This is a genomic window from Candidatus Aeolococcus gillhamiae (genome assembly GCF_016464765.1).
Lineage (GTDB): Bacteria > Chloroflexota > Dormibacteria > Aeolococcales > Aeolococcaceae > Aeolococcus > Aeolococcus gillhamiae.
The window spans coordinates 1-15683 of record NZ_JAEKNS010000113.1 but is presented as its reverse complement, the minus strand read 5'-3'; the positions used below and the strand labels follow the sequence as shown (position 1 = coordinate 15683).

The window sequence follows — 15683 nt, the reverse complement described above, 5'->3', positions numbered from 1 at the left end:
GGGTGTTGTGTGCTCGCACCCACGTTTCGAGCACTCGGCGGTCGTCACTCGAGAGGCGAAGAGCTGATGCTGGAGACCACATGGGTGCACAGTAGCCCACCCACCCGCCTTTGTCTATCTATTTATCGGACGTACCACTAGTACCTCACAGCCATGGCGACGGAGTCGATGATCGCACCTCGCCGTCCACTACGCCGACGCCGATGGAACCCTCCGCTACGCACAGCCTCGGATGGTCGCGCAACTGGCCATCGGCTCAGAGAATCGGCGGGCTTCGCTGAGAAGTCAGGCGGTGATCACCACCGGCGTGCCGATCGGCGTCCACGAGAACGCCCATTCCATGATCGGCGTCGGCGTGTGCACGCAGCCGTGGCTGGCAGCCTGCTGGTTGTTCTCGCCACCGGGACCGTACGAGCTCGTCGACTCCCACGAGGCGTCGTGGATAAAGTACCCGCCTGCGGCGAACTCGAGTCCCCATCGGGCCGGAGTCGGGTTGTAGTAGAAGGGCGATCCCTTGGGCCAGGGCGAGATGAATGTGAAGTTGCTTGGTTTGCTGAAGACGGCGAAGTGTCCGGCCGGGGTGCGCAGCTGCGGTCGCCCGGTGGTGACCGGCGTGGCCTTGACGACGCATCCGTCCTGGTAGAAGACCATCTCCTGCAGCGAGAGGGAGATGGTGATCACCTTGCCCGCTCCCACGGCGTGGCCACACTGGTTGGCAGTGAGGTCGGCTCCGATCTGGCCCTGCAAGGCCGCCACCGACGCCGCCACCGCATTGAGCTGGTCGGCGGTGCGGGCGGCGCCGAACTGGGCGCCGATCCCGGACTGCTGGGCGGCCAGCGCGGCAGCGTGCGGCGTCCCCTCCGCCTCGGCCTGGTCCACGTTCCAGAGCAGCGGGAGCACCTGCCCGGACACCTGGTTGTTGAGGTTGACCAGCCCCTGCAGGCTACTCAGAGCGGGCAGCAGCTGTTCACCGGTGGCCAAGGCCCGGAGGTTGTCGCCCGCGGCGATCTGATCGCTGAGCTGGGTGGCCAGGAGCTCGACATTGCCGGCGTCGAGGTTGGCGCTTGCTGCTACCGCGACGAGGTGGCGCGCGCTGGCCAGCACCGCGTGCGGGCCGCCCGCCGACTTGAGGGCATCGGCCAACTTGGCCTGCTGAGCCGCCACCACAGCGGTTTGCTGATCTGAGAGGAACGTCTTCCATGAGGTGGTCAGAGACGTGATGGCCGCCGGGGTGGTCGATGCGTTGAGCTGCCTCGACCACTGTCCCGCGGACGCGACAGCGTTGCTGGTGAGCCAGGTGGTCTGCTTCTGGGCGAATTCGTTCCATTGGGTGATCACGGCCTGAGCCTGGCTGCGCTGGGCGTCGATGGCAGCGCTCCACGCCGCCGCCGTTCGGGATCGAAGCCGAGCGAGAAGTGGCTGGCCATTATCACCGAGCCACGCCGGCGACCACCACGCAGCGGTCGGTTCCTGGCTGGTCAGCTCGGTTCGGAGAGGCGCCAGACTCGAGGCGGGGACGCCCTGTGCCTGGTCGTCGTCCCACTGGGCGCGCAGCTGCGTGGCGGCGGTGCTGAAGCTCGCCTGGCGGTCGCTTGCCGCGTGCGCGGTGACGGCGCCGGCGGCGACAAGGCACAGCAGAAGAGGGGGGATCAGATAGCGCAGGCGCATGGTACTGAGATGCGAGGGGTTGGGATGAACGAACTGTAACCTCTGACTCCGGGATGGGTCGTCGCAATGGGAAACTCGGCAGGAGCCCACGGCGTTACGTGACCGCTGCGGCAACACACAGATAGATGGTCTTCCGATGGCGCGTGCATCACGCCAGAACCCAGCCGCGCGGTGCCAGCACACGAGGCGGGTGAAGAACAGGCTCGTGCGCGACCGCGCGCACTGACATGGAGGCGCATCTGCCGCACGCGGCAGGGGCCGGGGGGGACTGCTGGCTTCGGCGGCGGCGCTGCGATCGGAAAGCGGCAATCCGTGACTTGCATCCCGAGCGTCCCAGGCGATACCGTGCCGGGGTTCGGCGGCAGGATCCCCGCGGGTCGGTGCGCCACGAGGTGTCGACGGCGCCGTGACCGCTGATGGAGGGCTGTATTGAGGGGTACCCAAAAACTTCTCTGCGTGGTCGCCAGCTGTGCTGTCCTGCTCAGCATCGGCGTCACCTCCATCCCCACCGGCCGGGCCGGGACGGCGCCCACCGATGCGCTGCGGGCGCGACGAGCTCAGTTGCTCCAGCAGCTGGCTGCTCTTGCCTCAGACAGCCACAGCGGCGTCTCCGCCCTCGTCCAGGCGGAGCAGGCAGTCGCCACCGAGCAAGACCAGCTTCTCGCGGCACAGCGCCATCTCAGCGGCCTCAACTCTCGGCTCCTCGCCCTCACCAGTCACCTGGCAAGCGATCGGGCGACAATTGACGCGGCCAAGCACCAGCTCCAGGCAATGACGCGGCAGAGCTACAAGTCCACGGTCACCGATTCCTGGGTCGCTGCGGTGCTCAGCGCCAGCAGCTTCAGTCAAGCCGTCGACCACCTGACGAGCACCTCTCAGGTCTCGGAGCAGGTCAGGAATCGCCAGTCTATGGTCCGTGACACCCAGAAAGCCATGGCTGCGGCGAAGGCAGAAATCCAGACCGACGTCACCTCCTCAACAGCGGCGGAGAGCCTGCTCGCCAAGGACAGCAACACCCTCCTCGTGCTCGTCGAGCAGCGCAATCTCGCGCTCCAGGGAGCGAGCGGCCCGGCACGAGCCCTCGCCGCGCAGATCGCCGAGATCGACCAGGAGCTCGCCGGCGGTGCCACCCCAGCGCCGCGCGCGTCGAGTCCCCCGTGTGGCGACCACTTTGCCTACGGGCAATGCACCTGGTACGTGGCCTCGCGGCGGTGCATCCCCTGGGTTGGCAACGCCCAAGACTGGTACGGGGCAGCCGCGCGGTACGGGTACCCGGAGGGGCGGTCTCCCCAGGTCGGTGCAGTCGTCGTCTTCCCCCCGGGGGGAGACAGCGCCGGCCCGGTCGGCCATGTCGCCTACGTCGAGGCGGTTGGGCCCGCATCGGGCGTGCCCGCGGGCTACTTCAAGATATCAGAGATGAATTTCAACGGCTGGGATCGCGTCGATTACCGGATCCTCGCCGACAACTCCTCCGGGATCGACGGGTTTATCTACGCGCGGTAGCGCCGGCTGACAGCCGACCACGGGAGGCGCTCAGAAGAGTGGTCGGCACGCGTGTGCCCGACAGTACCGTCTATCGAGCCGAAGTCGGTGCATCCACCGCAGCGACCGACCGGCGGCGGCGCGATCCGAGCCTCAACACCGAAGACAGCGCCCACGGCATTGAGCCCGCACCGACAGAGGTGCCCAGCACAATCGCCTCGTCGCAGTTCGTTACACCCGCTCCTGCTGGCATCGAATGCCTGGACCACCGAACAATCCCGCTGATCGCGGACGGGACCACCGGCTCCGCCGTCGTCAACCGCTGGGCCGAAGTCGCCGTTTGACATCCGCCACACCAACCCCGCAGACGTTGCAGGCCGCCCCAGCGATGTCGGCCTGCGAGCCGAGTATCTGCGCTGAAGGCAGCATCGCTCGGCATCGCCGTGCGGATAATCGCGACCCGCGGAGCCACCCTCAGGCTATGCCCGCCAGCGACGCGGCAGGTCGGTGCCACCTTGCCCTCGCTGCCGGAGAACGCGACAATGCTGCCGCCTGGGCGGCCCTCGGCTGCGACGCAAAGAAACGAGCATCGCGTCGTCGCTCGGGGGGACGAACGCTCAGGCACCCTCCGTCCCGCTAGGATGGCCGCCTCCCGAGCGCGCCGGCTCGACGCGCCCGAACCGTTGGCAAAGCCTCAACACCAACTGGTCAGGTACCGGCGGCTGCCGCTGAGTTGACGCGGCTCCGCGCACTCGCCGGATGTGCGAACGGATCAGCGCGGCGCACGGGTGAGGGACGTGGCTCTTGGTAGCTATCGCTGGCCCAGCGGCTGCGACGGGAGGATCAAATCGCCGGGTAGCTTAGGGTGCGCTTCGTCAGGTTCGCCGCTCACGGAACGCCCTTGTGACGATGGCCCGCTGACTTCGGCACCTCCATCATCTGCAGCATGTCGATTCCGCCGGTACGCAGAAATCGCAGCAGCATCAGCGTTATGAGCAGCAGGAAGCCGATGTTGAGGAACGTGTCGTAGTTCCAAGAGATGGTGGTGTCAAACACCACGACATGGCGATTCGTCGGAGTCAGTCCGCTGACGTTGAACAACAGGCCAACCACCAGGCCGGCGAAAGCCATGGTGAGATACGACACAACCAAGAGGTACACCGCGACCCGGCGGCCGTAGTACTTCCGATAGATGTTGAGAATCGGCAGGATGATGAGGTCGGCGAAGATGAACGCGATTACTCCGCCGAAGCTGATGCCGCCGCGCCAGAGAACAGCCGCAAGCGGCACGTTGCCCACCGAGCAGACGAAGCTGATCACCGCGACGAGCGGACCGATCAGCGCTCCCCACACCTCTGACAGGAACCCGTGCCCCTGCAGGAACAACTTCGACCACACCGAGTCCGAGACCCAGGCACCCAATGCGCCGGCGATGAGGAAGCCGAGGATCAGGTCCGCCCAGAGGCTGTAGATGTTCATGAAGAAGTACTGACAGATGGCTGTGATCGACCGAGGGGAGAACGCTCGCCGCAGGAGCGGGCCCTCGGTGACCGACATGTCCATGGCCGCGTGACCCTCCATGCGACCGGTGAGGCCGCGCTCGGCCTGTGTACGCGCTTCGTTTGCCAGTCGTTTGCTCAACGTCAGCCTGAAGACGATCGCCAGGACGACGACCATGACCAGGCCGCCGAACAGCTCGGCGCTGAGGAACTGCCAGCCGAGCAGGATGAGCAACACCAAACCCAGCTCGAAGACGAGGTTCGTCGAGGCGAACTCGAAGATGATGGCGTTGCCCAGCGTGGCGCCCTTGCGGAAGAGGCTGCGCGCCACCGCCACCGCGGCGTACGAGCAGGACGACGAGGCCGCCCCGAGGGCGGTGGCGACGGCCACCTCGCGAGGCCCGTCCTTGCCCAACAAACGCGAGATGGTCTGTCTGGACACGAGCGTCTCGACGACCGCCGAGAGCAGGAACCCGAGCGCCAGCGGCCAGAGGACCTGCCAGAACATCGCGAACGACAGGCTCAGCGCCTTGCCGATCTCCTGGAGGACGAACATGCTCAGCCGGAAAGAAAGCGGCCGATGGCGGCCGAGAGCTCACTGACCTTGGCGTCGCCGTCACCGGCGCGCACCGCATCGGTGACGCAGTGCTGCACATGGTCATCGAGAAGCGCGATCGCCACCTTGTCCAGCGCAGCCTTGACGGCGTTGACCTGGGTGAGGATGTCGATGCAGTAGCGCTCCTCCTCGACCATGCGGTTGATGCCTCGCACCTGACCCTCGAGCCGACTCAGCCGCGCCTGGATGCGCGGCTTGCTGTTGATGTAGCCGGGGACGATTGCGGGCGCGGCGACGGGTTTACGCGGCATCGGCGATCTCCTCGACGTGGATCGGCGCCAACTGTTGGGGATCGGTGCGCCGATGGAAGCGGCGCAGGCGCAGGGCATTGGCGACCACGGTGACGCTGGACGTGGCCATCGCCCCGGCGGCGAACATGGGGTTGAGCACACCGGCGACGGCGAGCGGGATCATGACCACGTTGTACGCGAACGCCCACACCAGGTTCTGCTGGATGACGCGGTAGGTGCGCCGGGCGATCTCCATGGCCGCGACCGCGCCCCCCAGGTCGCCACCGGGGAGGGTGATGTCGGCCGCGGCGATGGCCACGTCGGTGCCGCTGCCGAGCGCCACGCCGATGCGCGCACCGGCCAGCGCGGGCGCGTCGTTGATGCCGTCGCCGACGAACATCACCCGCTCCCCCTCGTGCTGGAGCCTGACCACCTCGGCGACCTTGTCCTCGGGGTAGACCTCGGCGAGGACCCGGTCGATGCCGGCCTGGCGTGCCACCGCCTCCGCGGTGGCCCGGCGATCGCCGGTGACCATGGCCACCTGCAAACCGCCGGCCCGAAGCCGCGCAATGGCGGCGGCGGATCCCGGCTTGATGCGGTCTGCGACCGCGACGATGCCGCGCACCTCTCCGTCCACAGCGACGGCAACCACGGTCAGGCCAGCCGCCGCCCACCGTTCCACGGTTGTCCGCAGGTCCGGCCCGACTCCGTCGGGACGGCCGACGGTCGCCGTCCGGCCGCCCACCGATGCGCTGGCCCGGGACCCGGCCTCGACTGCGAAACCCGTCGCCTCGGGGACGATGAGGTTGCGTTGCCGGGCGCCGGCAACGACGGCCGCGGCGATGGGATGCTCCGACCCGGCCTCGACGGCGGCGGCGAGTGCCAGCATTCCATCGGCGTCACCGTCGACGGCGAACACGTCGGCGAGGCCCATGCGACCCTCGGTGACGGTGCCGGTCTTGTCGAGGAGCACCACGGTGATGTCCCGCGCCGCCTCGAAGACCTCCCCACCCTTGAAGAGGATGCCGAGCTCGGCGGCCCGGCCACTGCCGGCCATGATCGCCGCCGGGGTCGCCAGGCCCAGCGCGCAGGGGCAGGCGATGAGCACGACGCTGACCGCGTGGAGCAACGCAGCGCCCGCCCCCACGCCGGCCAGCAGCCAGCCTCCGAAAGTGAGGGCGGCGAGGCCGAGCACGATCGGGACGAACACGGAGGAGATTCGATCGGCGAGCCGCTGCACCGGTGCCTTGGAGCCCTGGGCGGCCTGGAGCAGGCGCACGATCTCCGCGAGCTTGCTGTCGGCACCGACGTGGCGCGCCTGGACGATGAGCCGGCCCGTGCCGTTGACGGAGGCACCGACCACCTCGGTCCCGGGGACGACCTCGACGGGGGCGGACTCGCCGGTCAGCAGCGACAGGTCGACAGTGGAGGCACCCGCCACGACCACGCCATCCACCGGGATCTTCTCCCCCGGCCGCACCACCACCGTGTCGCCGACGCGCAGGTCCTCGACGGCCACGCTCCGTTCCTCGGCGTCCACCAGCAGCGTCGCCGTCTTGGCAGCCCGCTCGAGCAGGGTGCGTGATGCGTCGGTGGCGCCCGCCCGAGCACGCGCCTCGAGGACCTTGCCGACCAGGATCAGGGTGATGATCACCGCGGCGGTGTCGAAGTAGTGCTCCTGGCGGCCGGCCAGTGTCGCCCACACGCTGTAGCCGTACGCGCTCAGCGAGCCGGCGGCGACCAGCGTGTCCATCGTCGAACCGCCGTGCCGCGCCGCGGCCACCGCCGACCGGATGAACGGCCAGCCCGCATAGAACTGGACCGGCGTTGCCAGCGCCCAGGTGATCAGCATGCCGCGATCGCCGAGGTGCGCAAGGAAGGTCAGCCAGAGGATCGGCACGGTCAGCACCGCGGCCACGATGAGTCGGCGCAGGTACCCCGACGCTTCGTGATCGGAGACGTCGCCGTCGACGTGGACGCGGGCTCCGTAACCGGCGCGCTCGACGGTCTGAAGAAGATCTCCGATCGGCTCGTGCGGTGCGGTGCGAACCCGCGCCGTGCGCGTGGCCAGATTCACCCGCGCCTCGTGGACGCCCGGTCGCCGCTCGAGCACGCGCTCGATGCGGTTCACGCATGAGGCGCAGGTCATCCCCTCGATGTCGAGGGTGACCAGCTGCTCCTCAGGCGCGGCAGCAACCACGGTCAGCGCCTGCCGGCGAACTCGAACCCGGCGTCCTCGACGGCCGTCTTGACCGCTTCCTCGTCGGGCTGGGCGCCGAAGTCGACGTCGATGCGCTCGGTCTCGTGTGAGGCGGTCACCGCGGTCACTCCGGGGACCTGACCCACCGCCCTGCTGACGCTCTGCTCGCAACTGCCGCAGGTCATGCCCTTGACGCCATATGCCACGACTGCCATCGCTGCGCTCCTGATAATGGTCGAAGTGATCTCGCCCGGCGAGTATACCCCCTACTGGTATCGCGAGGCATTGACATCGCCCTACTACCGGACGGATAGTAGGCCCATGCGGCAAACCTCTCCCCAGCGGCATACGGCAGCCACGGACCAGCACGATGCGCCCTGCGCGGGCTCGACACTCGACCCGCCAGCTGAGGTCGCGACGTGAATCGCAGGGGCGCGCTGACCATTCTCGCCTTCCTGGCCGGCGGTATCTTGGTCGGCGCCTTCGCGGTGAACTACATCCACTCCTCCCCCACCGCGATGACTTCCACCAGCACCGGTCAGGCGAGCGACGGCAGCCCCATCGTCGACATCAAGCTCACCACCGTCGGCCAGGTCGGTTTCGGTGACCATCCCAACTGGGTCGGTTATCTGCCAACCACCTTCTTCAGGGTTCCCCCGAACGCAACGATCCGCGTGACCGTCGACCAGCAGGATGGCGCCAGCGGTCTGCGCAACCCCTACCAGGGCCTGGTGCGCGGCACCGTCGGCGGAGCCATGACGGTGAACGGCAAGACCACCCAGGCGATTGATCCCGCCAACGCCGCGCACACCTTCTCGGTGCCGGATCTTGGCGTAAGCGTGCCGCTGCTGGGGATTGATCCCAACAACCCCAAGAACACGGACAACTTCGTGGTGTTCAGCTTCAAGGTGCCCGCCTCCGGAATATTCCACTGGCAGTGCTTCGTTCCCTGTGGCGCGGGCACGCTCTACGGGAACGGCGGCCCGATGCAGACCCTCGGCTACATGGACGGCCAGATCGAGGTCGCCTGATGCCCAACGGCCACTGCCAACGCTGTGGGAGTCAGTCCCGGCTGAGGCAGTTCGAGCCCCAGCTGACCCCAGCGGCGCTGGTGGGTCGTGGCGGCCGGTCCCTTGCGAGCCGTCAGTGGCGCTTCGGCACCCGGTACTATCGACTCAGTAGTAGTGCATCGTCGGGGAGTCGTCCAGAGCATGAGTCGCCGTCGCAGGGGTGTTCCGGCAGGGAGCAGGGTGGCCGCGGGGACGGCACGCCGCCCCGCGACGCGCGCGCCCGCCGCGGCGCCGCGACGAGCCCTGCCGACGTTCATCCCGGACGAGGCCGCGAGCGACGAAGAGCTGCCCCAGGGAATCACGCTCAACTACTGGTTTGACTCAGGCAGCGGCTCGCACCCGTACGTTGCCAGGCTCAGGTTTGTGGGGCGTCGCACCGGGGTCGACCGACCCTCCGGTCGAGACTCCTTTGTGCGCGAGGAAACCGTCGAGGTCGTTCCCAACAGCGGCCCGGTCTCGGTGTCGCCGCGGGTTTTCGACATCAATGCCGGCGAGTGGGCGGTCGCCGCCGAGATGCTGAGCCCCAACGGCGGACGGCCGCTGGCGGTCAGGCCGCGCGTGGGAGCCCCGACGGTGTACCCGGCGGCCTGGTCATGGCCCCGCTGGAAGCTCTTGGTCAGATCGCCCGCTCCTCTCAAGACGCGCCTGGCTCCGCTGACCGGCTTCGACGCCATGCCTGCCGTGATCCCGGGCAGCTGGATGTTCCTCGTCGCGCTCGGCGTGGTGATCGGCTTTCTCTTCCAGGGCCGGCTCCTGCCCTACGAGCACGTGGCGCCCGGTCGCGTTTTTCTGATCTCGCTGCTGATGGTGGCCGCTGGAATCATCGGAGCCAAGCTGTGGTTCATCGCGTTGAAGCGCACCTTGCGGGGCGTGTGGCGCGACGGGATGTGCATCCAGGGCGCGCTGGTCGGAGCCGCGGTGGTCGGGCTCGGCGCCCTGACCCTGCAGCACCTTCCGATCGGGGCGGTCGTCGACGCCACCACGCCAGGGCTGTTCGTCGGCATCGCCGTCGGACGCACCGGCTGCTTCCTGACGGGCTGCTGCGCCGGCCGAGCCACCTCATCGCGATGGGCGCTCTGGTCCTCGGATCGCCGGGTGGGCGCGCGGCGGATCCCGGTTCAGCTCCTCGAATCCCTGTCCGGCCTCGTGATCGGCCTGGTGGGCTTGGTGGTGGTCGTCCGCTCCGGCGCCGGCTCGGGTGCACTGTTCCTCGCCTCCTTCGCGGCGTACACGCTCTGCCGCCAGGGTCTGCTCCGGCTTCGCGCGGAACGACGCAGGTCGTCAATGGGAGGACCGATCACCGCTGCGCTCGCTGGGGTGGTCTTGGCCGGCTCCATTGCGGTCCTGATCATCGGAGCGCACTGAGGAAGCTGATCATTCCACCGTTAGCGGCGCGCCCGCCGGGCCATGTGGCGTTGCAAGCGGACGATGTCGGCCCGCTGGCTCGCCACCAACGCGGTGATTGCGAACCCCGCCAGCCCGCCGAGGATCCATAGCCCCATGTGGAAGATGTGATTCCAGGTATGGGGCGAGAAGACAAAGTACGCAGCCAACCCTCCGGCGGCGGCACCCAGGAGTGGCAGTTCTGATGCTCGTCGTTTGACCGCCGGAAGCGTGGCGCTCGGCGTCGCCACCTTCGGGTCACGCGTCTCGAACGCGCGAAGCTGGGGTAGGTAGCCCCAGCGCCAGATCACCAGCGTCACGCCACCGAGACTCAGGCCAACAACGCCGAGGGCGGGCACGCTCCACACCGGCCAGGCCTCCCCGTGGGCGACCGCAGCAATGGCAAGAAGGCCGCCGCTCGCCGCCAACGCCGCGCCGTAGTAGGGCTCGACGTCGACGCCGCGCCGTAGTAGGGCTCGACGTCGACGCGGTAGGGATGGTGTCGCCAGATGACGCGTCGGCGGCGACGCGCATAGGCGCTTCCGGCCAGAGCCACAAGCGCAGCGACGGCAAGGACGACCGTCCACGCGTCGAGATGCGGGGCGGCCGGCCACACGAAGAGCGGTAGCCCCACCGCTTACGCCGTACTGCGGCGGGCTTCTCCGACCCGCCTGCGGGGAGGCATCGGCCGCACGGCGATATTGAGAGTCACAGGCCCGACGGAAAACCGGCGAAGCAGAGCAGCGGTGTCAGAAGCAATCCAGCTCCGGCGGCGCTCTGAAGACAGGTCAGCAGCGAGGGGACGCCGAGCGAGACGGAATCACCGGCCAACTTGCGGATCCGCACGGTGGGCGATCCGCCGAAGGCAGCAACCAGTCCGGGCGAACCGCCGCCGGCGATCAAAAGCGCGCGAGCCACGGGGCGAGGCCCGCAGCGGCGCACCGCCACGGCGTCGGCGGCGATCTCTTCGCTCGTCCGGGCTCGTTCGTCCCACCAGGCGGCAAGGGGAATGAAGAACATGGCCCGCGCCCATTGGTGGCGCAAGGCCCGCCTCAGCGGATCTCGGCGACGACGGTGGGCGTGCTCGTGGAGGAGAACTGCCGCGAGTTCGTCTCGCGTCAGGGATCCGACCAGGCCCCGCGATACGAAGACCACCGGCCACCAGGCGCCAGCACACACGGCGACCGGTGAACGCGAGTCGAGGCACACAACGGACGGGATACCGAGGAGTCGGGTGAGTTCATCAAGGGTGTCAGAAGGAACGGCTCCGATCTCGGCGATGCGGCGCCGAGCCAGCCAAGCACGGGCGAAGCCCCGACCGACCATCGCTAGGGGGATAACCACCGAACCGATGAGGCCGAGCAAACCCGCCCTCGCGACCAGCGCCGGGCGGATCCCCCCTATACGGGTGCAAAGAGCAATCACCACGACGAGCGCACAGCCTGCGATGGCAACCCGGAGCAGGCGGCGGTGGGGCGCTGTCATTCTTCGGCGAGCCGCTGGAGTCGCCGAACGTCATCCGGCGACAGCTCGTCCAGCTCCGCGGCGAACGCGGCCAGGGCGCGGTGTCCGTACTGCTCGCGCAGCAGCTTCGCGTGCCGACGGCTCAGCTCTACCAGGTAGTCACCGGGTGTTGCACCCACCGAGTAGTGGGTGGCGCGGTTGCCGGGGCGCTGGACGACAGTGAGCAAGCCTTTGCGCGCCAGGCGGCTCAGTGTGGTCATCACCGTCGTGTAGGCGAGCTCCGGCAGGAGACGGTCGCGGACCTGGGCGACGGTGAACGCATCGGATAGGTCTCCGCGCCAGAGCGCTTGCATCAGGCGCCCCTCGAGCGGCCCGAGGGAGCGCAGAGCGGCCTCAAGATCCTTCACCCGGCCCGCAGTCTACTACGGCACCTGTCGTAGTGAATCGTGCTCGTCACTGCCCACGGTCACGCTCCGGGTATGGGAATCTGCAGCTGGCGCCCGTTTGGCAGGGTGATGCCGAGTGCGAAGCCGCTGAAACTGGCAACCCCGATGTCGAAGCACATTCCCAGCCGGGCAGCCATCGCAGCCGGTGTCACGACGGCCCCTCCGCCCGCTCCCTCGCACTCCTCGCCTCCCTCAACGAGGTCAACCGGCAGGGGCTGACTCCCCGGCGCATGAAGGACAAACGCTGTGGGCGGCAGGACGAGGGCGGCGTCCGCACGGATACCAACCTCCACGAAGACCAGGTGGGTGAGCGGATTCAGGGTCGGCGCGCCGACCAGCGGCGATGGCGTGTAGGGCCAGACAACCCGGGTGACGTGCACCGTCACCCCTCCCCCCGCTGCGCACGGTGAAGGCGCGCAGCCGGCTGGCGTCTTCGCAGGAGCGGACGGAATTCTGCTGACCGCGGGCGAGGCGGTGGCGGCGCCGCACCCGCTGACCAGCACGGCCACCGCTGCGGCTGCGGCCCTCATCGCGGACACTCGGGTCCGCCTGACCAGCGCCCAGCGGTGCGCGCGATCGGTTCACGGCGCCGGCCCCAGCAATCGCCCGGGGCCACGCCGACAGCGGGCATCGTCACACGACTCCTTGTCACGCGTGAGGCGCCGGCGGAGGGCGGCCAGGTGGGGGGACACCTGCCCGTCAGGCAGTCTACTAGCCGATTGGTAGTAGTGGTGGGATGTGCCGACGCCCTTGGCCACACCGTCGCATTCATAGTGATGGGCCGCCCGTCCCTCTGCGGACCTGCCGTGGGGGGCCCTCATAGTTGCGCGATGAACCGCCTCCATGAGTGGTACTGCGCATCGGGCTACTGGCGCCGCCGAGCCCATCAGACGATCCTCCCCTGGGCGACGGCGGGAATGCCCCTCGGCGACGCTCGCGTCCCCGAGCTGGGGCCGGGTCCGGGGGTGACCACGGATTGGCTGCTCTCGCGATGCGGCCGCCTCACGGCGTTGGAACGGGATGACTTCGCGACCGAACGGCTGGCGAGACGGTTTGGCGCCGCCATCGATGTCCACAACGGCGACGCCACGTCGATGCCGTTTGCGGACGGCGCATTCGACGTAGTGGTGTGCTTCACCATGCTCCACCACATCCCCTCGCCAGCGGCGCAGGACGGCCACTTCCAAGAGGTGGTCCGCGTCCTTCGCGCCGGCGGTACCTTCGCCGGCAGTGACAGCATCTCCGGTCCCCTCTTCGTCGTCGCGCACTTCGGGGACACGCTAACCGCGATTCGGCCGCGGGACCTGCCGGGGCGACTGCTCGACGCCGGGCTCCAGGATGTCAGTGTCGATGCCCGACGCGGCGCCTTTCGCTGGCGGGGAACAACGCCTGCGTAGCCACATTAGGTCCGCCTGTAGCCATGAGGTGGTCCGCGGTGCTCGGCCAGCCCCGATGGGCTCACACGCTTCCGACAGAGGCTGGATCGCCGTGCCCTCCGGACGTGGCGGTTACGGCGAACTTTGGCCGTGGCGACCTGCGAGTCAGTAAACGAGGTCGCCAGAGTGTCTACTCTGTTGATACCTGCGCGGGCAAAGAGGAAAATCCAATGGGGGTTGCACCACTCCCCTCGTCAACCACCAGCAGGCACGCGCCGCCATGGCTACTGGCAACGCTGGGGCCCTTGGTCGCCGTGGCGGCGGTGCTGCTCCTTCCAGTCATCGCCGATGCTTCGTGTGCCAGCAGCGGGGGCTCAGACCAACAGACGATCCGCTCGGCACCGACTGCGTTCATAGGCACCGTCACAGGTCTGAGCAATGGCGACCGCGTGGCCACGGTCCGGGTGGACGACGTCTGGCGGGGCGGCGGGATACCCTCGTCCGTCGAGGTGGTTGGCACCCCGGATCTCAACGCCGCCGCCACCTCCGTGGACCGTACCTTCGCTGCTGGGACCCAGTACCTCTTCGTGCCTAACGGAGGCGGTCCGGCTCACTTCACCGACAACAGCTGCACCGCGACTCAGCCCTACTCGGCGAACCTCAGCGGCTTGCGGCCTGCCGACGCCCCAGGGACGCCGCCACCCCCGACGGGCGCACCCACCCAGGCCGGTTCGACCTTCCCGCTGGTTCTGGTCGTCGCCGGGGTGGTGGTTGTGCTGGTGGCGGCGGTCGGTGCCATTGCTGCAGGGCTGCGCGTCAAACCCTCGGCCTGACCGTTGCGCTCCCTCATCGCTCGGGCCACGCTCAGGTGCGCGACCTTCGGTGGAGCTTGCCCAGATGGGTCCGAAGGGAGCGAGGGTGCTCTCCCTTCCTGAGGCGCTCCAGGTATCCAGCGGCTTCCTCCTGTGTCATCTGACCAGCGTCGACTGCCGCATCCAACCTCGCCGCGGCGTGCCGGACCCGGATGCTCCGCACGGCGTCGTCGAACTGATCCGGTTCGGCTGCCGTGCGCAGCCGCGCGGCCTCCGTTTCGGTGACCCGCCCGGAAGCAACCATCTTGTCGAGGCGCTCGAGGATCCGCTCCCGGCTCTTCGACCCCGTCTGGTTCTCGAAATCGTCATTCATCTCAACTCCTACGCATCCCGGCGACTGATCACGAGAAACCCGGCGACAAGGGCGACGACGGCGTAGAGGCAGAACACGCCGAACCCGGCCCAGGCCCCCAGGTTGCCCGCCTCCTGATGGGCGGAGAAGATCTGGTTGCCCGCCTCCATGGGAACGTATGGTCCGACCGCCGCCTGCCAGGACTGGGGCAGCAGCTGGACAAGGATCTGCGGTACGAAGAGCACGCCAAACAGCAGCGCGATGGCGTCGGCACTAACGCGGATGATCGCGCCGAGACCGAGTCCGAAGAGCCCGAGCACCGTCAGGTAGAGGCCGCCTCCGATGACCGCGCGCAGGACACCGGGATCGCCGATGGAGGATCGCAGGCTGTCGCCGGAGAGGAACGCCTGAAAGGTGAAGTAGGCGGCGAAGCTCGCGACGATGCCGATGACAAGGCCGACGCCAGTGAACACCAGTGCCTTGGCCGCGAGCACCAGGCGACGCTGCGGCACCGCGCTGAGGGTGGCGCGGATCATGCCCGTGCCGTACTCACTGGTGATGACCAGCACACCCAGCACCCCGAACGCGATCTGCGAGAGGTGGATGCCGCCGAGGCTGACCCTGGTCGCGTCGAGGGTTGCCTTGTCATGGGCGCTGAGATGGCCGGGAAGAATGATCGCCTCGAGCCCCGCCAGTCCGACGTTGAATGCCACCGCGGCGAAGAGCGTCCAGTACGTCGACCGGACCGAGCGGAGCTTGCAGAACTCCGAGCGGAGGATGCCGGCGAAACGCGACAGCGGGCTGTACGGCGCCCGCGGAGTCGCGATGACGTTCACGGCCGACCTCCGTAAGCGGCCGCGACGGACGCGTCCTCGGCTTGGCGGTAGTCGACGGAGTCCTTGGTGAGCTCCATGTAAGCCTGCTCCAGCGATACCTGCTGCGCGGACAGCTCCTGCACCGTGAAGCCGTGCGCGCGTGCAAGGTCGCCGACCGCATCAGTGGTGACACCGGTGACACGGAGCGTGTCCGTCTCGACCCGAATGACCTCAGCCCCCCGCGCGGTCAGCAGCGTCGCGAGCGCATCG

General features: G+C 68.3%; 18 protein-coding genes. 6 read left to right on the top strand and 12 right to left on the bottom strand.

The window, feature by feature from the left end; genetic code table 11:
- Positions 1-285: 285 nt before the first annotated feature.
- Positions 286-1668 (bottom strand): L,D-transpeptidase, encoded by a 1383-nt coding sequence (locus JF886_RS11005; RefSeq protein WP_337312405.1) that lies wholly within the window; start codon positions 1666-1668, stop codon positions 286-288.
- A 429-nt stretch (positions 1669-2097) separates the two neighbouring features.
- Between JF886_RS11005 and JF886_RS11000 the strand changes: the two genes are divergently transcribed.
- Together JF886_RS11000 and JF886_RS10995 are read left to right on the top strand one after the other, a co-directional pair.
- Positions 2098-3171 carry a CHAP domain-containing protein gene (locus tag JF886_RS11000; protein WP_337312403.1) on the top strand — a complete coding sequence of 358 codons (1074 nt, stop codon included), beginning with the start codon at positions 2098-2100 and terminating at the stop codon, positions 3169-3171.
- Positions 3172-3209: 38 nt separating this feature from the next.
- The gene (locus JF886_RS10995; RefSeq protein ID WP_337312401.1) at positions 3210-3494 is read left to right on the top strand and encodes a hypothetical protein; all 285 of its coding nucleotides are present in this window, start codon (positions 3210-3212) and stop codon (positions 3492-3494) included.
- Positions 3495-4038: 544 nt separating this feature from the next.
- On the opposite strand, the gene JF886_RS10990 is transcribed toward JF886_RS10995, so the two are convergent.
- The 4 genes from JF886_RS10990 to JF886_RS10975 are packed head-to-tail and all read right to left on the bottom strand — an operon-like array spanning position 4039 to position 7910.
- Complete coding sequence (locus tag JF886_RS10990; protein ID WP_337312399.1) at positions 4039-5205, bottom strand: permease; 1167 nt, start codon at positions 5203-5205, stop codon at positions 4039-4041.
- 2 nt (positions 5206-5207) lie between these two features.
- Entirely contained in the window at positions 5208-5516 is a 309-nt protein-coding gene (locus tag JF886_RS10985) for a metal-sensitive transcriptional regulator (RefSeq protein ID WP_337312397.1), read from the bottom strand.
- A complete protein-coding gene (locus JF886_RS10980) occupies positions 5506-7695 on the bottom strand; it encodes a heavy metal translocating P-type ATPase (RefSeq protein ID WP_337312395.1) in 2190 nt (729 codons plus the stop codon). Before JF886_RS10980 ends, JF886_RS10985 begins: the two co-directional genes overlap by 11 nt.
- A gap of 2 nt (positions 7696-7697) precedes the next feature.
- Positions 7698-7910 carry a heavy-metal-associated domain-containing protein gene (locus JF886_RS10975; RefSeq protein WP_337312393.1) on the bottom strand — a complete coding sequence of 71 codons (213 nt, stop codon included), beginning with the start codon at positions 7908-7910 and terminating at the stop codon, positions 7698-7700.
- A 204-nt stretch (positions 7911-8114) separates the two neighbouring features.
- Here JF886_RS10975 and JF886_RS10970 point away from each other — a divergent pair, with 204 nt between their 5' ends.
- The gene (locus JF886_RS10970; protein WP_337312392.1) at positions 8115-8726 is read left to right on the top strand and encodes a hypothetical protein; all 612 of its coding nucleotides are present in this window, start codon (positions 8115-8117) and stop codon (positions 8724-8726) included.
- A 180-nt stretch (positions 8727-8906) separates the two neighbouring features.
- The gene (locus JF886_RS10965) at positions 8907-10130 is read left to right on the top strand and encodes a prolipoprotein diacylglyceryl transferase family protein (RefSeq protein WP_337312391.1); all 1224 of its coding nucleotides are present in this window, start codon (positions 8907-8909) and stop codon (positions 10128-10130) included.
- A gap of 20 nt (positions 10131-10150) precedes the next feature.
- Here JF886_RS10965 and JF886_RS10960 read toward each other — a convergent pair whose 3' ends face one another.
- The 4 genes from JF886_RS10960 to JF886_RS10945 all read right to left on the bottom strand — a co-directional run bounded on the left by JF886_RS10960 (position 10151) and on the right by JF886_RS10945 (position 12588).
- The gene (locus tag JF886_RS10960) at positions 10151-10576 is read right to left on the bottom strand and encodes a hypothetical protein (RefSeq protein ID WP_337312390.1); all 426 of its coding nucleotides are present in this window, start codon (positions 10574-10576) and stop codon (positions 10151-10153) included.
- A 280-nt stretch (positions 10577-10856) separates the two neighbouring features.
- On the bottom strand, positions 10857-11633 hold the full coding sequence (locus tag JF886_RS10955) for a M56 family metallopeptidase (RefSeq protein ID WP_337312389.1): 777 nt from the start codon (positions 11631-11633) through the stop codon (positions 10857-10859).
- Entirely contained in the window at positions 11630-12019 is a 390-nt protein-coding gene (locus JF886_RS10950) for a BlaI/MecI/CopY family transcriptional regulator (protein ID WP_337312388.1), read from the bottom strand. Before JF886_RS10950 ends, JF886_RS10955 begins: the two co-directional genes overlap by 4 nt.
- A gap of 59 nt (positions 12020-12078) precedes the next feature.
- A complete protein-coding gene (locus JF886_RS10945; protein ID WP_337312387.1) occupies positions 12079-12588 on the bottom strand; it encodes a hypothetical protein in 510 nt (169 codons plus the stop codon).
- A 300-nt stretch (positions 12589-12888) separates the two neighbouring features.
- Here JF886_RS10945 and JF886_RS10940 point away from each other — a divergent pair, with 300 nt between their 5' ends.
- Positions 12889-13455, top strand: a complete 567-nt coding sequence (locus JF886_RS10940) for a class I SAM-dependent methyltransferase (protein ID WP_337312386.1) — start codon at positions 12889-12891, stop codon at positions 13453-13455.
- Between the two features lie 209 nt (positions 13456-13664).
- Positions 13665-14267 (top strand): hypothetical protein, encoded by a 603-nt coding sequence (locus JF886_RS10935; protein WP_337312383.1) that lies wholly within the window; start codon positions 13665-13667, stop codon positions 14265-14267.
- Positions 14268-14298: 31 nt separating this feature from the next.
- Here the strand turns inward: JF886_RS10935 and JF886_RS10930 are convergent, their stop codons facing one another.
- The 3 genes from JF886_RS10930 to JF886_RS10920 all read right to left on the bottom strand — a co-directional run.
- Positions 14299-14619 carry a hypothetical protein gene (locus JF886_RS10930; RefSeq protein WP_337312381.1) on the bottom strand — a complete coding sequence of 107 codons (321 nt, stop codon included), beginning with the start codon at positions 14617-14619 and terminating at the stop codon, positions 14299-14301.
- Between the two features lie 8 nt (positions 14620-14627).
- Positions 14628-15434: an ABC-2 transporter permease gene (locus JF886_RS10925; protein ID WP_337312379.1), complete on the bottom strand. Its 807-nt coding sequence runs from the start codon at positions 15432-15434 to the stop codon at positions 14628-14630.
- A partial coding sequence (locus JF886_RS10920; RefSeq protein ID WP_502711427.1) for a DUF8746 domain-containing protein occupies positions 15431-15683 on the bottom strand: 253 nt, incomplete at its 5' end. The genes JF886_RS10925 and JF886_RS10920, both read right to left, overlap by 4 nt.